We start from the raw sequence: 19840 nt of genomic DNA on the forward strand, positions 1-19840 counted from the left end.
GGCGGCACGGCGCGCGGCCGCGTCCGAACCGACTCGATAGTGTTCGGGTGTGGCTGCTCACTCCTCTGACCTCGAACTCGCGCTGCGCCTGGCCGACGAGGCGGACGCGATCACCCGGGAACGGTTCGGCGCACTGGACCTGAAGGTCGACGCCAAACCCGATCTGACCCCGGTATCCGATGCCGACCTCGCCGTGGAGGAGGCGATCCGGCGGATGCTGCGGCACGGGCGCCCCGAGGATTCGGTGCTGGGCGAGGAATTCGGCGGTACCGCCGAATTCAGCGGCCGGCAGTGGGTGGTCGACCCCATCGACGGCACCAAGAATTTCGTGCGCGGTGTCCCGGTGTGGGCCTCGCTCATCGCGCTGCTGGAGGACGGTGTCCCCGTGGTGGGAGTGGTGAGCGCGCCGGCGCTGGCCCGGCGCTGGTGGGCGGCCGCCGGGCAGGGCGCGTGGTCGAGTTTCCATCCCGGCGCGCCCCAGCCGCTCTCGGTCTCCGCGGTCGGCGACCTGGGCGCGGCCAGTCTCGCCTTCTCCAGCCTGTCCGGCTGGCGCGATCGAGGACTGCGGGAGCGGTTCATCGACCTCACCGACGAGGTCTGGCGGGTCCGCGGTTACGGCGATTTCCTCAACTACTGCCTGGTAGCCGAGGGCGCGGTGGATATCGCGACCGAACCGGAGGTCTCGCTGTGGGATCTGGCCGCGCTGGACATCCTGGTCCGGGAGGCCGGGGGTACCTTCACCTCGCTGGACGGCCGCCCCGGTCCACACGGCGGTGACGCGGTGGCGACCAACGGTCTCCTGCAGCGGCAGGTACTCGACCGCCTCGGCTAGCGCCCGTACATCCTCGGCCCGGAGCCCCGCGCCGCAACGGCGCGGAGCTCCTGGGGCCCGGCTTCGGCCGAGGTATCCGGCCGGCTCGGACGCGGAGAGCTGATTCAGCCCATGGTCTTCTGGCCGTCGATGGCCTCACGGATGATGTCGGCGTGCCCGGCGTGCTGGGCGGTCTCGGCGATGATGTGCAGCAGCACCCGGCGGGCCGACCACTGGCCCTCCTGGAACCAGGGCGCCTTGGGCAGCGGCCACGCCGAGTCCAGATCCAGGGTCGCGACCAGCTCATCGGTCCGGCGGGCCACCTCGTCGTAGGCCGCGAGCACCCCGGCGAGGGTCTCCTCTGGCAGCAGCCGGAACTCGTGTTCGCGGGCCGCGAAGTCCTCCGCGGTCAGATCGTCGAAATCCTTCATCGCCGAGGTGCCGTCGACGATGAAATCCACCCAGCCGCGTTCGACGCCGGTGACGTGCTTGATCAGTCCGCCGAGGCACAGTTCGCTCGGGGTCGGGCTCGCCGCGGCCTGCTCGTCGGTGAGGCCGTGGGTGGTGAAGCGCAGGAAGTGCCGCACGGTCCCCAGCTGCGTGAGGATATCGGCGCGTTCGCCGGAGAGGGGGGTGCTGGTGGCGGGATCGCTGAGGGTGGAGGTCTCGGTCATGGTCTTCGCCTTTCGCCGGGTCTGAGAGGGGCTGGTTCCGTCGTCGCAAACAACGGTATGACCTATAGCGGCCACTTTCTGACCTCAATAACACCCGGTCCGGAAAAACTTTCCGCCGGTCGCGGAAAGGCCGCCCCACCACGTCGTTTCCGCTCAGGGTTCCCGGGCGGCGGCAACCGGGATCGGACGGTCCCGCTCCCCCTGTGGCGCGAACCGGGACCGCGGGGCCGCGTGTTCAGCGGTGGGTGGGATCAGCGGGGGTCAGGTCGACATCGGCGGGCGGGCGCAGCCGGCGCAGGGCTCCGTCCATTCCGGTGACATACAGCGCCCAGCCGTCGCCGTCCCGGGCGATACGTACCGATGTGGTGCCGTCGGGCGGTACGCGCACCGGAGCGGGCGGTTTGATCAGACCGGTGACCACCGCGCAGCCCTGCCCGGTGGCCGTGTCGACCCGGTAGATCGCGCCCACGCCGTGGTCTGCGACGAAGAGATCGCCGGCCGCGGTGGCCTCCATATCGTCGGGCAGGGAGGGCAGGCCCGGGATCCCCGCGACCACCGTCGCCGCGGCCGGAGCGTCCAGCGGTATCCGGAAGATCTGGAGGGTGAGGCTGCTCGCGTAGATGGACCGCCCGTCGGCGGCCAGGGCCAGCCCGTTGGGCAGCGGTACCGGCGACCAGGTCCGGATGAACTCGCCGGTCGAGGGCCGGAACCGGGAGATCCCGGCGGGGGTCTCCCGCACCCCGATATTGCTGAACAGCAGGTCACCGTCGGGGAGCAACAATAGGCCGTTCGGCCCGTTGAGACCGGTGAGCAGCACCGTTACCTCGCCGGAGTCGAGATCGTAGCGCTGGAGGGTGCCCGGCGGGGCGGTGAGATCGTCGCCGGTCAGGAAGTAGACCGATCGGCCCGCCACTCGTACGCCGGCCGGGTGGTCGAGTCCGGTGAGCACCTTCTCGAACCGGCCGTCCGCGGAGACATGGGCCAGATAGCCGTCGAGGAGCCCGGTGACATAGAAGCCGCCCGCACCGTCGGAATCCAGATTCTCCAGGTTGCCGACGCCCTCGACGAGCGTATCCATCCGCCACCCCTCATCGCACAGCGCCGGAAACGCCCGGGCCTCGGGTGCGGGAACGGCGGCGAAACCCAGGGCGATCAGCGCCGCGGCGAATACCGCCGATCGGCCGCGGGGCCGCTTCTTCTCGGATGTCATGTTCGAGAACCTAGAGCACCGGGCGCCGGTCACGCCCGGTTCCGGACCGCGGCGTGGTGGCCGCGACCGTAGTTGTCCACATGTGGACAACTACGGGATATCCCGCCCGCGGCACCTCCGGGGGTCCGAGGCCCCTCGTAGGATGGCCGCGTGGACCCCCTCGACACCCCCATGGCGACAAACGGCGTATCCGCCGCAGAACCCGATGCGGCGCAACAGGTTCTACGGCGGGTGTTCGGTTACGACAGTTTCCGCGGGGATCAGGCCGAGATCGTCGACCATGTGGTGGCCGGCGGGGACGCGCTGGTGCTCATGCCGACCGGCGCGGGTAAATCGCTCTGCTACCAGGTGCCCGCGCTGGTGCGGCCGGGTACCGGAGTGGTCGTATCCCCGTTGATCGCGCTCATGCAGGATCAGGTGGACGCGCTGAGCGCGCTGGGTGTGCGGGCGGGTTTCCTCAACTCGACGCAGAATCCCGACGAACGCCGCATGGTCGAAGCGCAGTTCGCGTCCGGTGAACTCGACCTGCTGTACCTGGCTCCGGAACGCCTGCGGATGGAATCCACCGCACAGCTCCTCGAACGCGGCCGGATCGCGCTCTTCGCCATCGACGAGGCGCACTGCGTCTCGCAGTGGGGTCACGATTTCCGGCCCGATTACCTGGCGCTGTCGATGCTGCACGAACGCTGGCCCGAGGTGCCCCGGATCGCGCTCACCGCCACGGCCACCGAGAAGACCCGCGACGAAATCGTCACCCGGCTGGAATTGGGCAGCGCGCGCCGTTTCGTCGCGAGCTTCGACCGGCCCAATATCCAGTACCGGATCGAGCCCAAGAACCGGCCCGACCGGCAGCTGCTGGATTTCCTGCGCGCCGAACATCCCGGCGACGCCGGAATCGTCTATTGCCTGTCCCGTAATTCGGTGGAGAAGACCGCCGCCTTCCTCACCGAGAACGGTATCCGGGCCGTGCCCTATCACGCCGGTCTCGACCATCGGACCCGCGCCGAGAACCAGGCGAGATTCTTGCGCGAGGAGGGTCTGGTGGTGGTGGCCACCATCGCCTTCGGGATGGGAATCGATAAACCCGACGTCCGGTTCGTCGCGCATCTGGATCTGCCCAAATCCGTGGAGGGCTACTACCAGGAGACCGGCCGCGCCGGTCGTGACGGCCTGCCGTCCACCGCCTGGATGGTGTACGGCCTGCAGGATGTGGTGCAGCAGCGCAAGCTGATCGAATCCTCCGAGGGCGATGCCGCACACCGCCGCCGCCTGCAACTGCATCTGGACGCGATGCTGGCCCTGTGCGAGACGGTCGACTGCCGCCGGGCCCAGTTGCTGGCCTACTTCGGCCAGCCGCCGCTGCCCTGCGGAAATTGCGATACCTGCCTGACTCCGCCCGAATCCTGGGACGGCACCGTCGCCGCGCAGAAACTGCTCTCGGCGGTGCTGCGCCTGAAGCGGGAACGCGGCCAGAGCTTCGGCGCCGGGCATCTCATCGATATCCTGCTGGGCAAGCAGAATCAGAAGGTCCTGCAATACGACCACCACGAACTCAGTGTTTTCGGAGTGGGCGATGATCTGCGGGATACCGAATGGCGCGGGGTGACCCGGCAACTGCTGGCGCAGGGATTGCTCGCGGTGCACGGAGATTACGGTGTCCTGACCCTCACCGAGGCCAGCGAGGCGGTTCTCTTCGACGGACGGACCGTCCGGTTACGCCGTGAACCCGAGCGCCCGACCCCCTCCCGCGCCGCGCGCGGCGCCAAGGCGGCCCGGTCCGCGCCCGCCGATCTCAGCGGCGCCGATGTGGACCTGTTCGAGAAACTGCGGCAGTGGCGTGCCGATACCGCCAAGGAGCAGGGAGTCCCGGCCTACGTCGTCTTCCACGACGCCACCCTGCGCGATATCGCCGCCCGCAAGCCCGCCGATCTACCGGCCCTGGGCGCACTGAACGGAATCGGTGAGAACAAGCTCGCCCGCTACGGCGAGCAGGTGCTCGAGGTGGTGGCGGCCGGCTGAACCGAGCGCTCACACGGAACAGGCGGGCGCACATCGTGATTCACTCGGTGGTTGCTCCCGTCAGTGACGATAGGGGGCTGGACAGCACCCCCTAGCCTGGATCTATGTCCAGTCAGCGCGCCCCGTGGTCACGGTCACCCGGCCGCACGGGGCCGGTTGCCCAGTTCGGCAGCCTGGACCCCGCGGTGATCCGCGCCGCGACCGGTAGGCGTTCGGTTCCGCCGCCCGCCGAGCCCGCCGGTGCCGGTGAATCGGCGGGCGGCGCCGGGCCCGATGGCGAGGCCGATGCCACGGTGTCGGCGCATCTGCTGGGTTCCGCGGTCTCGGTGGATCCGGGGCACTCCGGCGCCTCCGTCGCCACGCTGCCGACCATTCCGATGGCCACACCGGTGCCCGCCCGCGCCGAATCCGGCCCGGTCGACGCCTCGCCCGCCGGGCATACCGGTACCGCGGATTCGGCCCCGGCCGCTCGATACGCCGGCCATCCGTCCGACGAGCATCCGCCCGCCGGTGCGCACCCCGGGCAGGGCCCGTTCGGTGGACATGCCCTGCTCGGGCTGTGCCTGGGCCTGGCGGTGCTGCTGGCCGCCGGCAGCTTCTATCTGGGGCGCACGACCGGCCCGGACGAGGCCGGCCGGCCGGGTCTGGCCACCGTGGCCTCGGCGCCGACCGCCACCGTCCAGGCCGTTCCCGCACCGTCGAAATCGACCTCACCGGGGTCCGGCTCGCGCGATGTGGGGTCCGGCTTCGTCTTCGGCAAGGTCCGGGGCAACGACGGCGGGACGCTCACCATCAGCAGCGAACTGACCCGCTCGGAGATCACGGTGTACACCGACCGCGACACCAAGCTGTATGTCCTGATGGCCAGTCGGGTCGAGGGGATCACCATCGGTGCCCCGGTCGTGGTGTACGGGCGCAGACATGCCGACGGGACGATCACCGCGGATACGATCACGGGCCTGTCACTGCAGGCATAGGCAGTCCGGCTCGGTAAGCGGTCACAACGTGACCGCAATTGCGGGGACAATCGGAGTATGGCGAATACGAGCACGCGGACCCTGCGCCTGCTGTCGCTGCTGCAGACCCACAAATACTGGCCGGGCGGCGAGCTGGCCGACCGGCTCGGAGTCTCGGCGCGGACCTTGCGGCGGGATGTCGACCGGCTCCGTGACCTGGGTTATCCGGTGGAGGCCCAACGCGGCGTCGACGGCGGATATCAGCTCGCGGCGGGCGCCGCGCTGCCGCCGCTGATGGTCGACGACGACGAAGCGGTCGCCTTGGTGATCGGATTGCAGACCGCCATGCAGGGGTCGGTGGCGGGTGTCGCGGAATCCTCGGTGCGCGCCCTCGCCAAAGTGGTCCAGGTGATGCCGCCGCGATTGCGCCGCCGGGTCGAGGCGATCCGGGCCATGACCGTCCCCGCCGAATGGGGCGGCCGCCCCGGCCCGGGCCCGGACCCGGCGGTACTGACCACCCTGGCGCTGGCCTGCCGGGACAGTGAACGCCTGCGTTTCTCCTATACCGCCGCCGACGGCAGCGGCACCGAACGCCATGTCGAACCGCATCGGCTGGTATCACTGGGCCGGCGTTGGTATCTGGTCGCGTTCGATCTGCTCCGCCACGATTGGCGCAGCTTCCGGATCGACCGGCTGACCGGGCCGGAGGGCGACGGATCCCGGTTCCGGCCGCGTGATCTGCCCGTGGCGGACGCCGCGGAGTTCGTCCGGGCGGGCGTGGACAGTATCGCCCGCCCGTACCACATCGAAGCCCTGGTCGATGCCCGCGCCGACGAGGTCCGTGCCCGGATCGGGCGGTGGAGCACCGTCGAAACCGTGACGGCGCAGCGCTGCCGGGTGACGATGAGCACCGACTCTCTCGACTGGCCCACCATGGCGCTGGGATCCCTCGGCGCCGAATTCCGGGTACTCGGGCCACCGGAGCTCGTCGCCCAGATCCGTTCCTGGGGTCAGTATTTCTCGCGTGCGGCGGCTACCGCCGATCCCGCGCCCGCGTCCTGATCGCCGCCCGCACGCAGAACTACGGTGTGCCGGCGGGGACGGATTTCAGCTGCTCGGTGTGACCTGCTCAGCGGGCAGCCCGTTTCCCGTTCGCGCGCCGCGGCGAGGTCTTGACGGCGCTCGGGAGCAGGCGCACCGTCGCGCCCGAATCGGTCGCCTCCGGGCCGACCTCATCGGCGAGCTCGATCGTCGCCTCCGCCAGCAGTTCGGGATGCGAGAACGGCATCCAGTGCCCGGCGGGCACATCCCGGCGCCGCAGCCGCGACACCCATCGCGCGGAATCGTCGTAACCGGCGGGGCGGACGGCGATATCGCGGCCCGCCACGATCAGCTGGACCGGGACATCGGTGGTCCGCTCTCGTGGGTTGAGCATCCGGGGGATGATGTTGGCCCGGTAGATGAGCAGGCCGTCGACCATATCCTGTTTCAGGGTCGGGCCGAAGTGGATGGTCGAGGCCGGTGTCCGGTTCATCAGCTGGATCACCCGTCGCCACCGCCCCTCGGTGGCGACGGCGCCGAACAGCAGCCGCGGCAGTACCGGCGTCATGAAGAGCCCGGTGTAGGCCGAGGAGAGCAGCTGGGTGAACGGCTGCCACAGGTTGCGCGGGCTCGGGCTACCGAGCCGGGCGCGTACCCATGCGGCCAGATGGTCCAGATTCGGGCCGGATACCGAGGTGAACGAGGCGATCCGTTCGATGGCCTGCGGCTCGCAGACCGCCTCCCAGACCTGCACCGAACCCCAATCGTGCGCGAGCACGTGCACGGGGCGCCCGGGACTCACCGCGTCGGCGACCGCGTAGAAATCGGCGGCGAGCTCGTCGAGCCGGAAATCGGCGACCCGGGAGGTGCGGGTGGACGCCCCATACCCGCGGGTGTCATACGCGACCACGTGGAATCGTTCGGCGAGCAGGGGAATCACCCCGCGCCACAGGTGGTGGGTATCGGGCCAGCCGTGCACCAGCACCACGGTTTCGGCCTCGGGGTCGCCGTATTCGAAGACCGCGAGGTCGAATCCGCGGTGGTGGACCGTCCGGGTGGTCTCGGGGATCTCGGTGCTCGATGCGGTCACGCTTCACTCCTCGTGCTGTCGGTACATGCCGGGTGGTGGGGGTTCGGACGGGCCGGATCTACAGGTCGAGAACCAATCGGCCGCCCGCACAGCGCGATACGCACACCAGCAGATCGCCGGCCGCGCGTTCGGCGGGGGTCAGGACCGAATCCCGGTGCTCGGGTTCGCCGTCGAGAACGCGGACCTTGCAGGTCCGGCAGAATCCCTGACGGCAGGAGTACGGCTGATCCGGGCGGCGCCGCAGCAACATCTCCAGCGCCGAGCGGTCGGCGGGTACTCCGATCACCTCCCCGCCGCGGGACAGCTGGATCTCGAAGGGCATACCGTCCACGACGGGCGGTGCGGAGAAACGTTCGGAATGCAGTTCGACGCCGGATATTCCGCGGACCGCGGCGGCGATTCCGGCGACCATCGGGGCCGGCCCGCAGCAGTAGACGGCGGTATCGGGACCCACACCGTCCAGCAGTTCGGCGGGGGAGGGCAGACCGCGCCGGTCGTCGGTGCGTACCCGTGCGCGCGGGCCGAAACCCTCCACCTCGGTGAGGAAAGGCAGGGTGGCGCGGGCGCGCCCGGTATAGATCGCGGTCCATTCGATGCCCAGCGCATCGGCCAGACGCATCATCGGCAGTATCGGGGTGATCCCGATACCGCCGGCCACGAAACGCACCCGCGCCGCCGGGGAGCCGTGGCCCGGCGCGGCGAACGGAAAGGCGTTGCGCGGCCCCCGTACCGCCAGCGCCCGGCCGACTCCGAGATCGTCGTGTACCTCGGCCGATCCGGCGCCGCCCGGGATGCGGCGGACCGCGATCCGGTAGCCGCGGGTATCGCGGGGGTCACCGCAGAGGGAGTACTGCCGCAGCAGCCCGGAGGGCAGTTCGAGGTCCAGGTGGGCGCCGGGCCGCCACGCGGGCAGCGGTCCACCGCCCGGTGCGGCCAGCCGCACGCTCACCACATCCTGGTCGGAGGCCACGACGTGTCGCTCGGTGACGATCACCGGGATCCGGCGGTCGTCGACGCGCGGTCGTAGATCACGCAGATTGGTCGCGGCGGTCCAGCGCATCCTGGCGTTGACGACCGCGTCCAGCAGCCGCATCGTGCGATCACCCCGGCGCCTGCCGTACAGATCGGCCGGTGGTACGGGCGGGACCGGCCGCCCGGAATCGGTGACAGTCACGACGCCGCCCGTGCCGCCGGGGATTTCGCGAGATAGGCGATGGCCTGCGCGGTGGATCCGACCGTCTCCGGGGTGTAGCCGGGCTTGAACGTCGACAGTGCGCTGATCAGCAGCGACGGAATTCCCGGCAGCGCCCCCCGGCGCATCGCGCCCAGAATGCGCAGCAGCAACCGCGGGTATCCGAGGTCGGGCAGAGCCGGGTCCTGACGCGCCAGGAATTTGGTGCCACGGACGAGCAGGACCAGGAAGGTGGGGAAGACCAGCAGCATCAGTGCCCCGCGCCGGAAGTAGCCGACACCGAAGTATTCGGCCACGTCGTGGGCCACATTGCGGTGTTCGACCTCTTCGGCGCCGTGCCAGCGGAAGAGATCGAGCATGCGCGGATCGGCCTCGAACCTCTCCAACTCGCTGTTGAGCACCCAGTCGCCCAGGAAGGCGAAGAAATGCTCGAGGGAGGCGATGACGGCGAGCCGGTCCACCAGTTGCTGGCGGCCGGCGCGGGTGGTGGTGCTGCGGCGCGGTCCGATGGTGGTGCGGAACAGGTGCTCGGTCTGCCGGATGAACGGCCGCGGATCGATTCCGTTGGCGATGAGCAGTGATTCGTGCGAATCGGCATGGGTTTCGGCGTGCATCGATTCCTGCCCGATGAATCCGAGCATATCCTCGCGCAGCTTCTCGTCCCGGACGAAGGGCAGCGCTTCCCCGAAGGTCACCAGGAAGTTGCGTTCGCCCTCGGGCAGGAGCAGGTTCAGCGAGTTCAGGACATGGGAGGCGACGGGCTCGGTGCGCATCCAGTGCAGTGGAACGGCGGTCCAGTCGAAACTGACATTGCGGGCGTTGAGCGCTACCTCGCCCGGATCAGTCACCTGCCGCCGCGCGGGATGGCCGAACACTCCCATCGATCCTCCTCGATCGTCACCAGCACCGGCCGTGACCGAGGTCGCGACCGGAGATTGCCCCGGTGCTGCGATCATACCCATAAGTGCGACGATGGGTTACATATAGTTCCGCATTTGTCCTATCCGGCGGATGGTTCCAGGTCGCCACCAGGTCCAGCAGGCCCGGGATGATCGTTCAGATCGGCATGAGATGGCAAACGGCGATAGCCCTCATCGGCGCCGCGCTGGCGGGGCAGCGGACTGGCTTGTGTGACAATTTCGGTCGCGGCCGTCAGTGCTTGCTCTGCGTCAGCGTGTGAGGGTTCCGCTCCGGTGTGGGCCGCCCGATTGCGCGGTTCGATGAGCAGCTGCTGAAAGTTCGACGGCAGAGTGCCGCCGAACTTTCGATACAGCTGGGTCTTCTGCCCGAGCATCTGGTATTTGCTGAGCAGTGCGTCAACCACACTCTCGGGTAGTTGGTGGAGGGATCTGTCGAGTAGCCGGGTAAGCGCGAGTTCGGCGGCCGTGCCCGCATCGATCACTGATCTGCGCAGTTCGTTGTGCTGGAGGGAGCGTCGAGCGTCGCGTATGAGCTGCCACTCCAGCGGTGGCCGCTGCCCGTTGGCGGCCTGCTCGGCGCACCAACGCAGCAGGTTGTTGTCCACCGCACGAGCTGGGTAAGGATAATTGACCTCGAAACGACCCTCGTCAAAGGGAATTATCTCCACAGAACCATCACTGGCCGCTGTCCACATCTTCTCGAAGAACACGGCATGCGGGTCGAAGATCGACAGCGGCGTTCGCGACAGGTCTTGAGTGGTCGTTATCTCGAGCCACGCGCGTAACAGGGACCACCACCCCATAATCTCTTCGCCGATACCGCGGACGGCGATCTGAAGATCATCGGGTCCGCCGCGAACTTCGGCGTAGTAACGAAATCTCCTGATCAAGACCGATTCGGCGGTCGTCGTACCATCTGCACCAATTTTCGAAACGGTGACTGTCCCCCAACTGTTGTACTTGTCGTGAACCCGCCCCCGGTGATCGAAGTAGTCCCATGGCCGCCTTTCGTCCAGCTCGGCAGCGTTGAATGACCGCCAGCGGGGTTCGGCTATGAAAAGCAACTGTTCCGGCGGGTCGGAGTTCAGGATCGTCTCGGACACCAGTCCGGGCGCTTCGAAAGTCACTTCACGACCGCCGACTAGGGTATCGAAGGTCGCGCCGAGACACTCTGGTGCGGCGATGAATCCACCGTCACAGTTCAACAGGCCTTCGATGATCCGGGTACGTCCATCCTCGGGCGGGTTACTCACCCTACTGATGATGCGGCGGCTCCAGCGACGGGACAAGCCGATTTCGCCAGGCCGGGCCGGCTATCCGTTGACGGATGTCAGGGATACTGCCCGCACACCCTTGCTATATGTCGGTTACGACATATATTCTGGGCGCCGTGGGTGAACTGTTCACCATCGAAATTGAGCCCGAAGTCCAAGACTGGCTCCAGTCGTTGCCGGCGAGACACTTCCTCAAGATCGACGAGTACGTCGGGCTGCTCGCTGAACAGGCAGAGTTGTTGGGTGAGCCTTACACGCGATATCTCGGCGACGGAGTACGCGAGCTGCGTCCGACGTTGGACGGTGCCGCCATGCGCATCACCTACTGGCTTGCACCCGGCAAACGAGCCATCCTGCTGACTGTGTTCCGGAAGACTCGCATGCGAGAAGACGCCCAGGTTAAACGTGCGAAGCTCGCCCAGCAGACCTGCCAGGCCGAACATGAGCCTGCCCACCGTGAATTCTGCCGCACGGTAGAGAAGGGAGAACTGGACCGATGAGCCACGCACGCTGGAAGACCCGCCAGGAACGTAGCCTCACTGAGGGGTATACCGAACATAGTGATGTCGCCGAGGCTCGCCGCGAGATCCGGCTGTCCATGGCACTGGCCAAAGCTGTCTACGACCGCCGCACCGAACTCGGACTCACTCAAGCCGACTTGGCCGAACGAGCCGGGCTGACCCAGGCGAAAGTCTCGCGTATCGAAGGATCCGACACAGTGCCGACACTTCCTCTGCTCGCCAAGCTCGCAGACGCGCTCGACGCAACTCTCAACATCGCCCTCGATGTCGAGGACACCCGAGTGACTTTCACCGGCCACCACAGCGATGCCGCCTGAACCGGTCGTTCGACCCGAACGGCCGTCGGCCTCGTGGCCGCCTCGGGCGGGCCGGTCAAGCTCGGCGGTGGTTTCGCGCTGAGCCTGGAAGCACGGGACAAAAAACTCCCCACCTGCCGAAACAGATGGGGAGTCTCGTGGAGCTGCCGGGAATCGAACCCGGGTCCTCCGCCGCGTCACCAGGGCTTCTCCGTGTGCAGTTCGCTGTGCCTCTACTCGGATCTCCCGGTCTCGCGAACAAGCCGGGATGACGATCCCAGTCGCTGTGAGATGTCCCGTACGACTCCGCGACCGAGCCGCACGGTGAGCCCTCTAGCTGATGCCGGCACCGAAGCCGAGGGCGAACCTCGGGCCGACAGAGACGCTATCGCTTAGGCAGCGAGAGCGTACTCGCGCTGATTGGAATCGGCGCTTAATTGGTTGCAACGACGCTTACGGTGGTCTCTTGCCTGCACCGACACGCTTCCCCTGAATCAACGTACGCAGTCGAAACCGTTCAGCCCCGTACGTCCCGGCACCTTGCCGGGCTTGTCATGCTAACACTTCGGACAGTGTCGTTCATTCCCGTTTTCCAGGCGGCCGGACCATCGGCGCACCGTCCCGGGTGGCGGGTCAGCGCATGCCTTTGATCCGGCGCCCGACCTCGCGGGTGACCTCGCGTTCGGCGGTGCGCCGCGCGAGGTCCTGGCGTTTGTCGTAGTCCTGCTTACCTCTGGCCAGGGCCAGTTCGACCTTCACCTTGCCGTCGGAGAAGTACATCGACAGCGGTACCAGTGTCTGGTTGCCCTCACGGGATTTGCCGACCAGGCGTTCGATCTCCCGTTTGTGCAGCAGCAGTTTGCGGACCCGGCGCGGGGAGTGGTTGGTCCAGGTGCCGTAACCGAACTCCGGGATGTGCAGGCCACGCAGCCAGACCTCGCCGTTGTCCACGGTCGCGAAGGCGTCCACGAGTGAGGCCTTACCCTCGCGCAGACTCTTGACCTCGGTACCGACCAACGCGATCCCGGCCTCGTAGACGTCCAGGATCGTGTAGTTGTGCCGTGCCCGGCGGTTGGTCGCGATGACCTTGCGCCCTTTCTCCTTCATATCGACAACCTTAAAGCGCAGCGGCAACCGGATTATTCCCGGTCGTCACTCAGGCGGGTTGCAGGATGAGATAGAGAACGAGCACCGCGGTGAAAGCGACGACCAGCAGTACCGTGGTCGGTCTGGGGCGGCGCCGGGGGCGGGGTATCCGCCGGCCCAGCCAGCCGATCTCGACAGCGGGATCGATATGTGGCCCGCGTGCGGGAGCGGCATCGGCGGGTTCGCCGGCAGTGGGCCCACCGATTTCCGAGCCGGTCGCTTGATCGGAGTCATCCCCGGGTGGCATGCACGCAGAGTAACCCCGTCACGAGGAATTCGGGGGTGATGCGCGCTGGTGACCGGATCGGCGCGCAGACCCCTCAGCGTGGAGATCTGAGGATGCGCAGGGCGACCCCGAGACCGGCCAGAATCGAAACAGTGGCGATCAGGGCGGTGCCCAGCGATTGGGTGAGGGCGGCGATTCCGGTGCTGAAGATCAGGCACGTGGCCAGAGCCAGCAGCGCCGTACCCCATTCCATGCCGGCGATCCGGGCGGGTCGATTGCGCAGGGCTGCCATTGGTTCCGGGTACCCCACGGGATTGGTTATCAAACCGTTACTGCCGTAGTTCTCCGCAGGCCGGGAACCGACCCGCAGGTCTGCCGTGCGAGGTGCGTAATGGCTGGCCATGGCGTGACCTCCGTCTCGGTGTCGGTGCGGCAACTGTGTTCAGCGTAACGGACAAATCTCTGTCTGGATACCGCGCAGCAAATCTGGAGAAAAGGGTCACAACTAGCGCCGATGGGCGGTCTGTTACCGCGATCTGGGCGTGATCTGGCAGGGTAAATCGGCAGTTGGCGGGGACCTGCACGGCCGTATGGGACGGTACGGGACCGTAGGTTTCCGAAACGGTTGAATAACAGACCGGAAGTCGGTAAATCGATTGCTAAATATTTGCCCGGCATCATCCCGGGCTGTGATAAGGGATGCGGCGATCACGGGTTGCCTAAGCTGGTGGGCATGCCGATTTCAGACCTCCGGGCATCTCGCCGCCGTCTGCCATTCCGTGCGGGAACCGCGGTGCGCGGGGTGCGCCGGTGACCGAGTGGTACGAGCGCACCGGTCGTATCGCGGTACTCACGGGCGCCGGAATCTCCACCGACAGTGGAATCCCCGATTTCCGCGGCCCGCGAGGAGTGTGGACCGAAGATCCGATAGCGGAGCTGCTGTCGACCTACGACAACTACCTGGCCGACTCCGGTCTGCGGGAACGGTCGTGGCTGGCCCGCCGGGACAATCCGGCGTGGGGAGCGCGGCCCAACGACGCCCACCGCGCGCTGGTCGAGCTGGAGCGCTCCGGGCGCGGGGTCACGATCATCACCCAGAACATCGACCGGCTGCATCAGCAGGCCGGATCGGCTCCGCAGCGGGTCGTCGAGATCCACGGGAACATGTTCGATGTGGTGTGTGTGGGCTGCGCCTACACCGCGAGCATGGCGGCCGCGCTCGAACGCGTCGCCGCGGGTGAATCCGATCCGCCCTGTCCGGAGTGCGGCGGCATCCTCAAGGCCGATGTCATCATGTTCGGCCAGGCGCTGGATCAGCGCACGCTGATGAAGGCCGCGCTGGCGGCGGAGACGGCGGAGATCTTCCTCGCCATCGGCACCTCGCTGCAGGTCGAGCCGGCGGCGTCGCTGTGCGGGCGGGCGGTGGCCGCGGGGGCGTCGTTGATCATCGTGAATGCCGAACCCACACCGTACGATTCGCTGGCGACCGAGGTCGTACGCGAACCCATCGGCACCGCGCTACCTCGATTGGTCGATCTGATCCTGGGTCGCTGAGACCGGGCCCAGGACCCGATCGAGATAGGCGTTGGCGAACCTGCCCTCCGGGTCGAAACGGTGGCGCACCTCGGCGAACCGGTCCCAATCCGGGTAGCGCTCGCGGAGGGTGCTCGCCGTCTGGAAATGGCGTTTGCCCCAGTGCGGCCGGCCGTCGAAGCGATCGAAAACCGCTTCGCAGGCGCGGAAGAACGGCTCGTACTCCATGCCCTGGTACTGGTGCACCGCGATATAGCAGGTCGCGCGGCCGCCCGCGGGGGAGAGGAACGCGTCGTCGCCGGCCACCCAGCGCACCTCGATGGGCATCGGACTGTCGAACCGCTTGGCGGTCTCCTTGATCTCGCGGATCGCGGCGACCGAATGCTCGCGCGGGACGGCGTATTCCATCTCGGTGAACCGGAACAGCCGGGGGCTGGTGAACACCCGGTAGGAGCGATCGACCTGACGCCGGTAGCTACCCGCGTAGGCCGCGCCGCGATGAATCCACGGGATCAGGGCCGGACGCCGCCGGGCCACCCGGCACAGCGCGTCGAAGGCGTGGTTGGACAACAGGACATCGGCGAACCAGTCCACCAACTCGCCGCGTGGTGCGGCGGGCAACTCGACGCGGTTGTTGCGTTTGGTCATCGCGATCGGGCTGTGCGCGAACATGTAGAACTCGAAATGGTCGTTGTGGTCGATATAGGAGTCCAGTTCCGTGAGCACGTCCTCGACCGGTACCGGCCGCTCGATTCCCTCCAGGACGAAGGATTCGACGAGCTGGACCGTGAACGCCGTCACCACACCCAGGGCCCCGAGGCCTACCCGTGCCGCGCGCCAGGCCCGCGGATCGGACTCCTCCGAGAGTTCGGCGATCCGGCCGTCGGCGGTCATTAGCTCCACCGAGTGCAGGGCGGCGGAAATATTCGGCAGGCGGCCCCCGGTGCCGTGGGTGCCGGTGGCCGTGGCGCCCGCGATGGTCTGTACATCGATATCGCCGAGGTTGGGGAACGCCAGGCCGTGCCGGTCCAGCTGGGCGTTGAGCGCCGCGAGGGTCATACCTGCCTGGACCCGGGCCCGGCCGGTATCGCGGTCGACGTCCAGGATGTGGTTCATCCGGGACAGGTCGAGCAGCACGCCGTCGGTGAGGCAGGTGTCGGTGAACGAATGCCCGGCTCCCGCGACCCGGACGTGCTGCCCCTCCTCGGCGGCGCGTCCGAGCTCGGCGGCCAGTTCGGCGTGATCGCGCGGTGCGGCCAGCCGGGACGGCGCGCACTGTTGATCGCCGGCCCAGTTCACCCATAACTTGGTCACACGTCCAACTCTAGGTGATCGGCGGCCGCCGCGCCGGGGAACGGCGCACCCGAGTGGTCAGCGGCGACGGGCCGGAAAGGGGCCCGGTTTGGCGGCCTTGGCCTGCTCCACCTCGGCCAGGGTGAGCGCGTTCACCGGCAGCGCCTGCCGCGACGAGGTATCGGCCCGGATGCCGTTGAGGGTGATCGCCATGTACCGGCGCCAGATATCGGGATCCACCGGGCGGGCGAACTCGGCGAGTGAATCGACCATGTAGATCAGTGCGAAGAGATCGGTGGCCTCGATCTCCGGCTGCACCACTCCGGCCACCCGCGCGCGCTCCATCACCGCGGCCACGGCCGGGCCGACCCGATCCTGTCCGCAGCCCAGGCGGATCGGATCGTCGCGCAGTTCGAGCATGACCTCGCTGAAGCCGCGGTTGGTCGCCATATGCCGGCACGCGTACTCGAACAGGCGCACCAGTCCCTCCCAGGGATCGTCCGCCCCGAGCGCGTCCTCCGCGGCCCTGGTGAATTCCTCGATATGAACGGCGAAGACCGCGGCGACGAGTTCCCGTTTGTTGGCGAAACGGCGATACACCGTGCCCACGCCGACCCCCGCGTGATCGGCCACCTCGTCGAGCGTGATCTCCAGACCGCGATCGGCGAACAATTCCCGGGCGGCGTCGACGATCCGCTGTTGATTGCGCGCCGCGTCGACCCGGAGCCGCCGAGTCCGGACCGCAGTGGTGGCGAGATTCACATCCGGCATGGTAGCAAGTTACGAATTAAGGTCGAATCGTTTCGATCGGGCCGCGGGAAAAGCCGATACGGCCTGCGGTTACGGTGTCGGTGATCCCCCAGGCGCGGTGGTGGACGCCGGTCCCCGACGCGCCGTGACCCGCTCCGGAGATGCCCAGTGACCGAATTCGCCCGGCCCGCGCCGATCGACGCCCGCGTCGTGGCGGTCGTGGCGGTGGGCGGTGGGATCGGCGCGGTCGCGCGATACGGGCTCGCGGTATGGCTGCCGCACCGGCCCGAATCCGTGCCGTGGGGAACCTTTCTCGCCAATGTCACCGGCTGCCTGGCGATCGGTGTTCTCATGGTGCTGATCACCGAGGTGTGGCGATCGCCGCATCGGCTGATCCGACCGTTTCTCGGCGTGGGGGTGCTCGGCGGCTTCACCACCTTTTCCAGTTACAGCGCCGAGGTTCGTACACTGCTCGAATCGGGTACCACCGCCGTGGCATTCGGATACCTGGTGGGAACCGTGGTGGTCTGCCTCGGCGCGGTGGTCGCCGGGATGGGGCTCACCCGTCGTATCACCGGCAGGCGGGACGGAACAACGTAGTACGGCGAACGAACGCACAACGTAGGGCGGTACCAGCGAAAGAGGTCGGTGTCATGGTGGTGGCGGTGAGTCCGGTTCGCCGGTGGTCGTTCTCGCGAGAGCGCGCCCGGTGACGGCCGCCTGGGTGATCTTCGGCGGAATGCTGGGCGCGACAGCCCGATACCTGCTGAACCATGCGGTGACCCTGCGTTCGGAATCCCTGCTGCCGCTGGGCACGCTGACGGTTAATATTGTGGGCTCGGCGCTGTTGGGCGCGTTGATCGGTGTCGGCGCGGGCGGAGTACTGGGGACGGCTGCGGGTATCGGATTCTGCGGTGCACTCACCACCTTCAGCACTTTCGGTCACGAGACGGTCGTGCTCGCCACCCGCGGCGCGTACGCGTACGCGCTCGCCAATATCGTCCTCAATGCCGGGATCTGCCTCGTCGCGGTCTATCTCGCCGCCACGATCGCGGGACTGTTCGGATGATCATGATGACCAGCCGCGTGCGGCCGACCACGAAGGGAGATCCGAACATGGCCCACAACCGAGCCGGACGGCCCGCCCGCCCCGACGATCTGGTGGATGTTCCGGGACTGGTGACCGCGTACTACAGCCGCGTTCCCGATCCCGGCGAACCCGGACAGCGGGTGGTTTTCGGAACGTCCGGTCACCGCGGCTCCAGCCTGGACGCCTCCTTCAACGAAGCCCATATCCTGGCGATCACCCAGGCGATCGTCGAATACCGGACCCGCCGCGGGATCACCGGGCCGGTCTATCTGGCCCGTGACACCCACGCCCTCTCCGAACCCGCCTGGACCACGGTGCTCGAGGTGCTGGCCGGTAACGAGGTCGGCGCGGTGGTCGACGCCCGCGGCCGGTACACGCCGACGCCCGCACTGAGTCACGCGGTCGTCCGCCACAATCGCGCGGCGACCGCCGGCCAGGCCGACGGCATCGTGGTGACCCCCTCGCACAACCCGCCGCGCGACGGCGGGATCAAATACAACCCGCCGCACGGGGGTCCGGCCGATACCGGCGCCACCGACGCCATCGCCGAACGCGCCAACGCGCTGCTGCGCGGTGGACTGGCCGAGGTGAAACGCGCTCCGCTGGCGCAGGCGATGGACGCCGCCGGTCGCTACGACTACCTCGACCACTACATCGGCGATCTGCCCGCCGTCCTGAATCTGGATGCCATCCGCGGCGCGGGTATCCGGATCGGTGCCGACCCGATGGGCGGCGCCAGCGTGGATTACTGGGAGGAGATCGGCCAGCGCTACGACCTCGAACTCGAAGTGGTCAATCCCACCGTGGACCCCACCTGGAGTTTCATGACCCTCGACAGCGACGGCCGGATCCGGATGGATCCCTCCTCGCCGGACGCCATGGCCTCGCTGGTAGCTATTCGCGACGACTACGACATCGCCACCGGCAACGACGCCGACGCCGACCGGCACGGAATCGTCACCCCCGACGGCGGATTGATGAATCCGAATCATTTCCTCGCGGTCGCGATCGAATACCTGGTGGCCAACCGCCGGGGCTGGGACGCGCTCAGCAAGATCGGCAAAACCGCGGTCACCTCGTCCATGATCGACCGCGTGGTGGGCGTCCTGGGCCGCGATATCCACGAAGTGCCGGTCGGGTTCAAATGGTTCGTGCCCGGGCTGTTCAGCGGCAGTCTCGCGTTCGGTGGCGAGGAGAGCGCCGGTGCGTCGTTCCTGCGGATGGACGGCACCGTATGGACCACCGAGAAGGACGGAATCCTGCTCGCCCTGCTGGCCGGGGAGATCGCCGCGGTCACCGGCGAGAGCCCCTCGGCCCGCTATCAGGAACTCGAACGGCGTTACGGCAGCCCCGCCTACGCCCGTATCGACGCCCCCGCCGGCCCCGTGGAGAAGAAACTGCTGGCCGGGCTGGACGCCGGTCAGGTCACCGACAGCGAGATGGCGGGCGAGCCGATCACCGAGGTCGCGACCAAGGCGCGCGGTAACGGAGCCGCGCTGGGCGGGCTGAAAGTGAGCACCGCCAACGCCTGGTTCGCGGCGCGCCCGTCGGGCACCGAGGACAAGTACAAGATCTACGCCGAGTCCTTCCACGGACCCGACCATCTCGCGAAGGTCCAGGACGCGGCACGAGACCTCGTCGGCAGGGCCTTGGCCGAAGGCACGTAGTTCCCCAGCCGCCGGCCCTGCAAGGGTTCGGCCCGCGTCTGCTGTCAGCCCTCGAAGCGCATGTGGCGAAGCCACGAGTCTCGAGTCGAGAAACAACTCGGCCGCACGACAATCGCGCACCTGGTCCGGCA

Annotated in this window: 21 protein-coding genes and 1 other RNA gene; 10 read left to right on the forward strand and 12 right to left on the reverse strand. The window is 67.8% G+C overall.

Annotation, left to right across the window (positions count from 1 at the left end; translation table 11 throughout):
- Positions 1-49 precede the first annotated feature (49 nt).
- A complete protein-coding gene (hisN, locus tag AB0F41_RS21430; protein ID WP_357426397.1) occupies positions 50-832 on the forward strand; it encodes a histidinol-phosphatase in 783 nt (260 codons plus the stop codon).
- Positions 833-936: 104 nt separating this feature from the next.
- Here hisN and AB0F41_RS21435 read toward each other — a convergent pair whose 3' ends face one another.
- Both AB0F41_RS21435 and AB0F41_RS21440 read right to left on the reverse strand, forming a co-directional pair.
- Positions 937-1485 (reverse strand): DinB family protein, encoded by a 549-nt coding sequence (locus AB0F41_RS21435; RefSeq protein WP_357426400.1) that lies wholly within the window; start codon positions 1483-1485, stop codon positions 937-939.
- A 235-nt stretch (positions 1486-1720) separates the two neighbouring features.
- Positions 1721-2695, reverse strand: a complete 975-nt coding sequence (locus tag AB0F41_RS21440; protein WP_357426402.1) for an SMP-30/gluconolactonase/LRE family protein — start codon at positions 2693-2695, stop codon at positions 1721-1723.
- Between the two features lie 171 nt (positions 2696-2866).
- Here AB0F41_RS21440 and recQ point away from each other — a divergent pair, with 171 nt between their 5' ends.
- From recQ to AB0F41_RS21455, 3 genes are all read left to right on the forward strand, one after another.
- Positions 2867-4714 carry a DNA helicase RecQ gene (recQ, locus tag AB0F41_RS21445; RefSeq protein WP_357426443.1) on the forward strand — a complete coding sequence of 616 codons (1848 nt, stop codon included), beginning with the start codon at positions 2867-2869 and terminating at the stop codon, positions 4712-4714.
- A 104-nt stretch (positions 4715-4818) separates the two neighbouring features.
- A complete protein-coding gene (locus AB0F41_RS21450) occupies positions 4819-5691 on the forward strand; it encodes a hypothetical protein (RefSeq protein ID WP_357426404.1) in 873 nt (290 codons plus the stop codon).
- A 57-nt stretch (positions 5692-5748) separates the two neighbouring features.
- A complete protein-coding gene (locus AB0F41_RS21455) occupies positions 5749-6732 on the forward strand; it encodes a YafY family protein (RefSeq protein WP_357426406.1) in 984 nt (327 codons plus the stop codon).
- A gap of 67 nt (positions 6733-6799) precedes the next feature.
- Here the strand turns inward: AB0F41_RS21455 and AB0F41_RS21460 are convergent, their stop codons facing one another.
- The 4 genes from AB0F41_RS21460 to AB0F41_RS21475 form a co-directional block, all read right to left on the reverse strand.
- Positions 6800-7801 carry an alpha/beta fold hydrolase gene (locus AB0F41_RS21460; RefSeq protein ID WP_357426408.1) on the reverse strand — a complete coding sequence of 334 codons (1002 nt, stop codon included), beginning with the start codon at positions 7799-7801 and terminating at the stop codon, positions 6800-6802.
- Between the two features lie 58 nt (positions 7802-7859).
- On the reverse strand, positions 7860-8894 hold the full coding sequence (locus AB0F41_RS21465) for a PDR/VanB family oxidoreductase (RefSeq protein WP_357426445.1): 1035 nt from the start codon (positions 8892-8894) through the stop codon (positions 7860-7862).
- A 77-nt stretch (positions 8895-8971) separates the two neighbouring features.
- Complete coding sequence (locus AB0F41_RS21470) at positions 8972-9874, reverse strand: metal-dependent hydrolase (RefSeq protein WP_357426410.1); 903 nt, start codon at positions 9872-9874, stop codon at positions 8972-8974.
- A gap of 119 nt (positions 9875-9993) precedes the next feature.
- Positions 9994-11166, reverse strand: coding sequence for a hypothetical protein (locus AB0F41_RS21475; RefSeq protein ID WP_357426412.1), 1173 nt, complete (start codon positions 11164-11166; stop codon positions 9994-9996).
- 137 nt (positions 11167-11303) lie between these two features.
- Between AB0F41_RS21475 and AB0F41_RS21480 the strand changes: the two genes are divergently transcribed.
- Both AB0F41_RS21480 and AB0F41_RS21485 read left to right on the forward strand, forming a co-directional pair.
- Positions 11304-11687: a type II toxin-antitoxin system RelE/ParE family toxin gene (locus AB0F41_RS21480; RefSeq protein WP_357426414.1), complete on the forward strand. Its 384-nt coding sequence runs from the start codon at positions 11304-11306 to the stop codon at positions 11685-11687.
- Positions 11684-12025 carry a helix-turn-helix transcriptional regulator gene (locus tag AB0F41_RS21485; RefSeq protein ID WP_357426416.1) on the forward strand — a complete coding sequence of 114 codons (342 nt, stop codon included), beginning with the start codon at positions 11684-11686 and terminating at the stop codon, positions 12023-12025. The genes AB0F41_RS21480 and AB0F41_RS21485 overlap by 4 nt, the downstream gene beginning before the upstream one ends.
- A gap of 135 nt (positions 12026-12160) precedes the next feature.
- Here the strand turns inward: AB0F41_RS21485 and ssrA are convergent.
- The 4 genes from ssrA to AB0F41_RS21505 form a co-directional block, all read right to left on the reverse strand.
- Positions 12161-12529, reverse strand: a transfer-messenger RNA (tmRNA) gene (gene ssrA / locus AB0F41_RS21490).
- A 108-nt stretch (positions 12530-12637) separates the two neighbouring features.
- Entirely contained in the window at positions 12638-13111 is a 474-nt protein-coding gene (gene smpB, locus AB0F41_RS21495; RefSeq protein WP_357426418.1) for an SsrA-binding protein SmpB, read from the reverse strand.
- 49 nt (positions 13112-13160) lie between these two features.
- Positions 13161-13397, reverse strand: coding sequence for a hypothetical protein (locus tag AB0F41_RS21500; RefSeq protein ID WP_357426420.1), 237 nt, complete (start codon positions 13395-13397; stop codon positions 13161-13163).
- A 73-nt stretch (positions 13398-13470) separates the two neighbouring features.
- The gene (locus AB0F41_RS21505) at positions 13471-13668 is read right to left on the reverse strand and encodes a hypothetical protein (protein ID WP_357426422.1); all 198 of its coding nucleotides are present in this window, start codon (positions 13666-13668) and stop codon (positions 13471-13473) included.
- A gap of 518 nt (positions 13669-14186) precedes the next feature.
- Here AB0F41_RS21505 and AB0F41_RS21510 point away from each other — a divergent pair.
- Entirely contained in the window at positions 14187-14930 is a 744-nt protein-coding gene (locus AB0F41_RS21510; protein WP_357426423.1) for a Sir2 family NAD-dependent protein deacetylase, read from the forward strand.
- Here AB0F41_RS21510 and AB0F41_RS21515 read toward each other — a convergent pair.
- A complete protein-coding gene (locus tag AB0F41_RS21515) occupies positions 14895-16223 on the reverse strand; it encodes a D-arabinono-1,4-lactone oxidase (RefSeq protein ID WP_357426425.1) in 1329 nt (442 codons plus the stop codon). The genes AB0F41_RS21510 and AB0F41_RS21515 overlap by 36 nt on opposite strands.
- Before the next feature lie 57 nt (positions 16224-16280).
- Positions 16281-16973 carry a helix-turn-helix domain-containing protein gene (locus AB0F41_RS21520; protein WP_357426427.1) on the reverse strand — a complete coding sequence of 231 codons (693 nt, stop codon included), beginning with the start codon at positions 16971-16973 and terminating at the stop codon, positions 16281-16283.
- 147 nt (positions 16974-17120) lie between these two features.
- Here AB0F41_RS21520 and crcB point away from each other — a divergent pair, with 147 nt between their 5' ends.
- From crcB to pgm, 3 genes are all read left to right on the forward strand, one after another.
- Positions 17121-17552 (forward strand): fluoride efflux transporter CrcB, encoded by a 432-nt coding sequence (gene crcB, locus AB0F41_RS21525; protein ID WP_357426429.1) that lies wholly within the window; start codon positions 17121-17123, stop codon positions 17550-17552.
- Between the two features lie 82 nt (positions 17553-17634).
- Positions 17635-18021, forward strand: coding sequence for a CrcB family protein (locus AB0F41_RS21530; RefSeq protein ID WP_357426431.1), 387 nt, complete (start codon positions 17635-17637; stop codon positions 18019-18021).
- Between the two features lie 47 nt (positions 18022-18068).
- A complete protein-coding gene (gene pgm, locus AB0F41_RS21535) occupies positions 18069-19709 on the forward strand; it encodes a phosphoglucomutase (alpha-D-glucose-1,6-bisphosphate-dependent) (RefSeq protein WP_357426433.1) in 1641 nt (546 codons plus the stop codon).
- Positions 19710-19840 lie beyond the last annotated feature (131 nt).

It is taken from the genome of Nocardia sp. NPDC024068, from assembly GCF_040638875.1.
Classification (GTDB): domain Bacteria; phylum Actinomycetota; class Actinomycetes; order Mycobacteriales; family Mycobacteriaceae; genus Nocardia.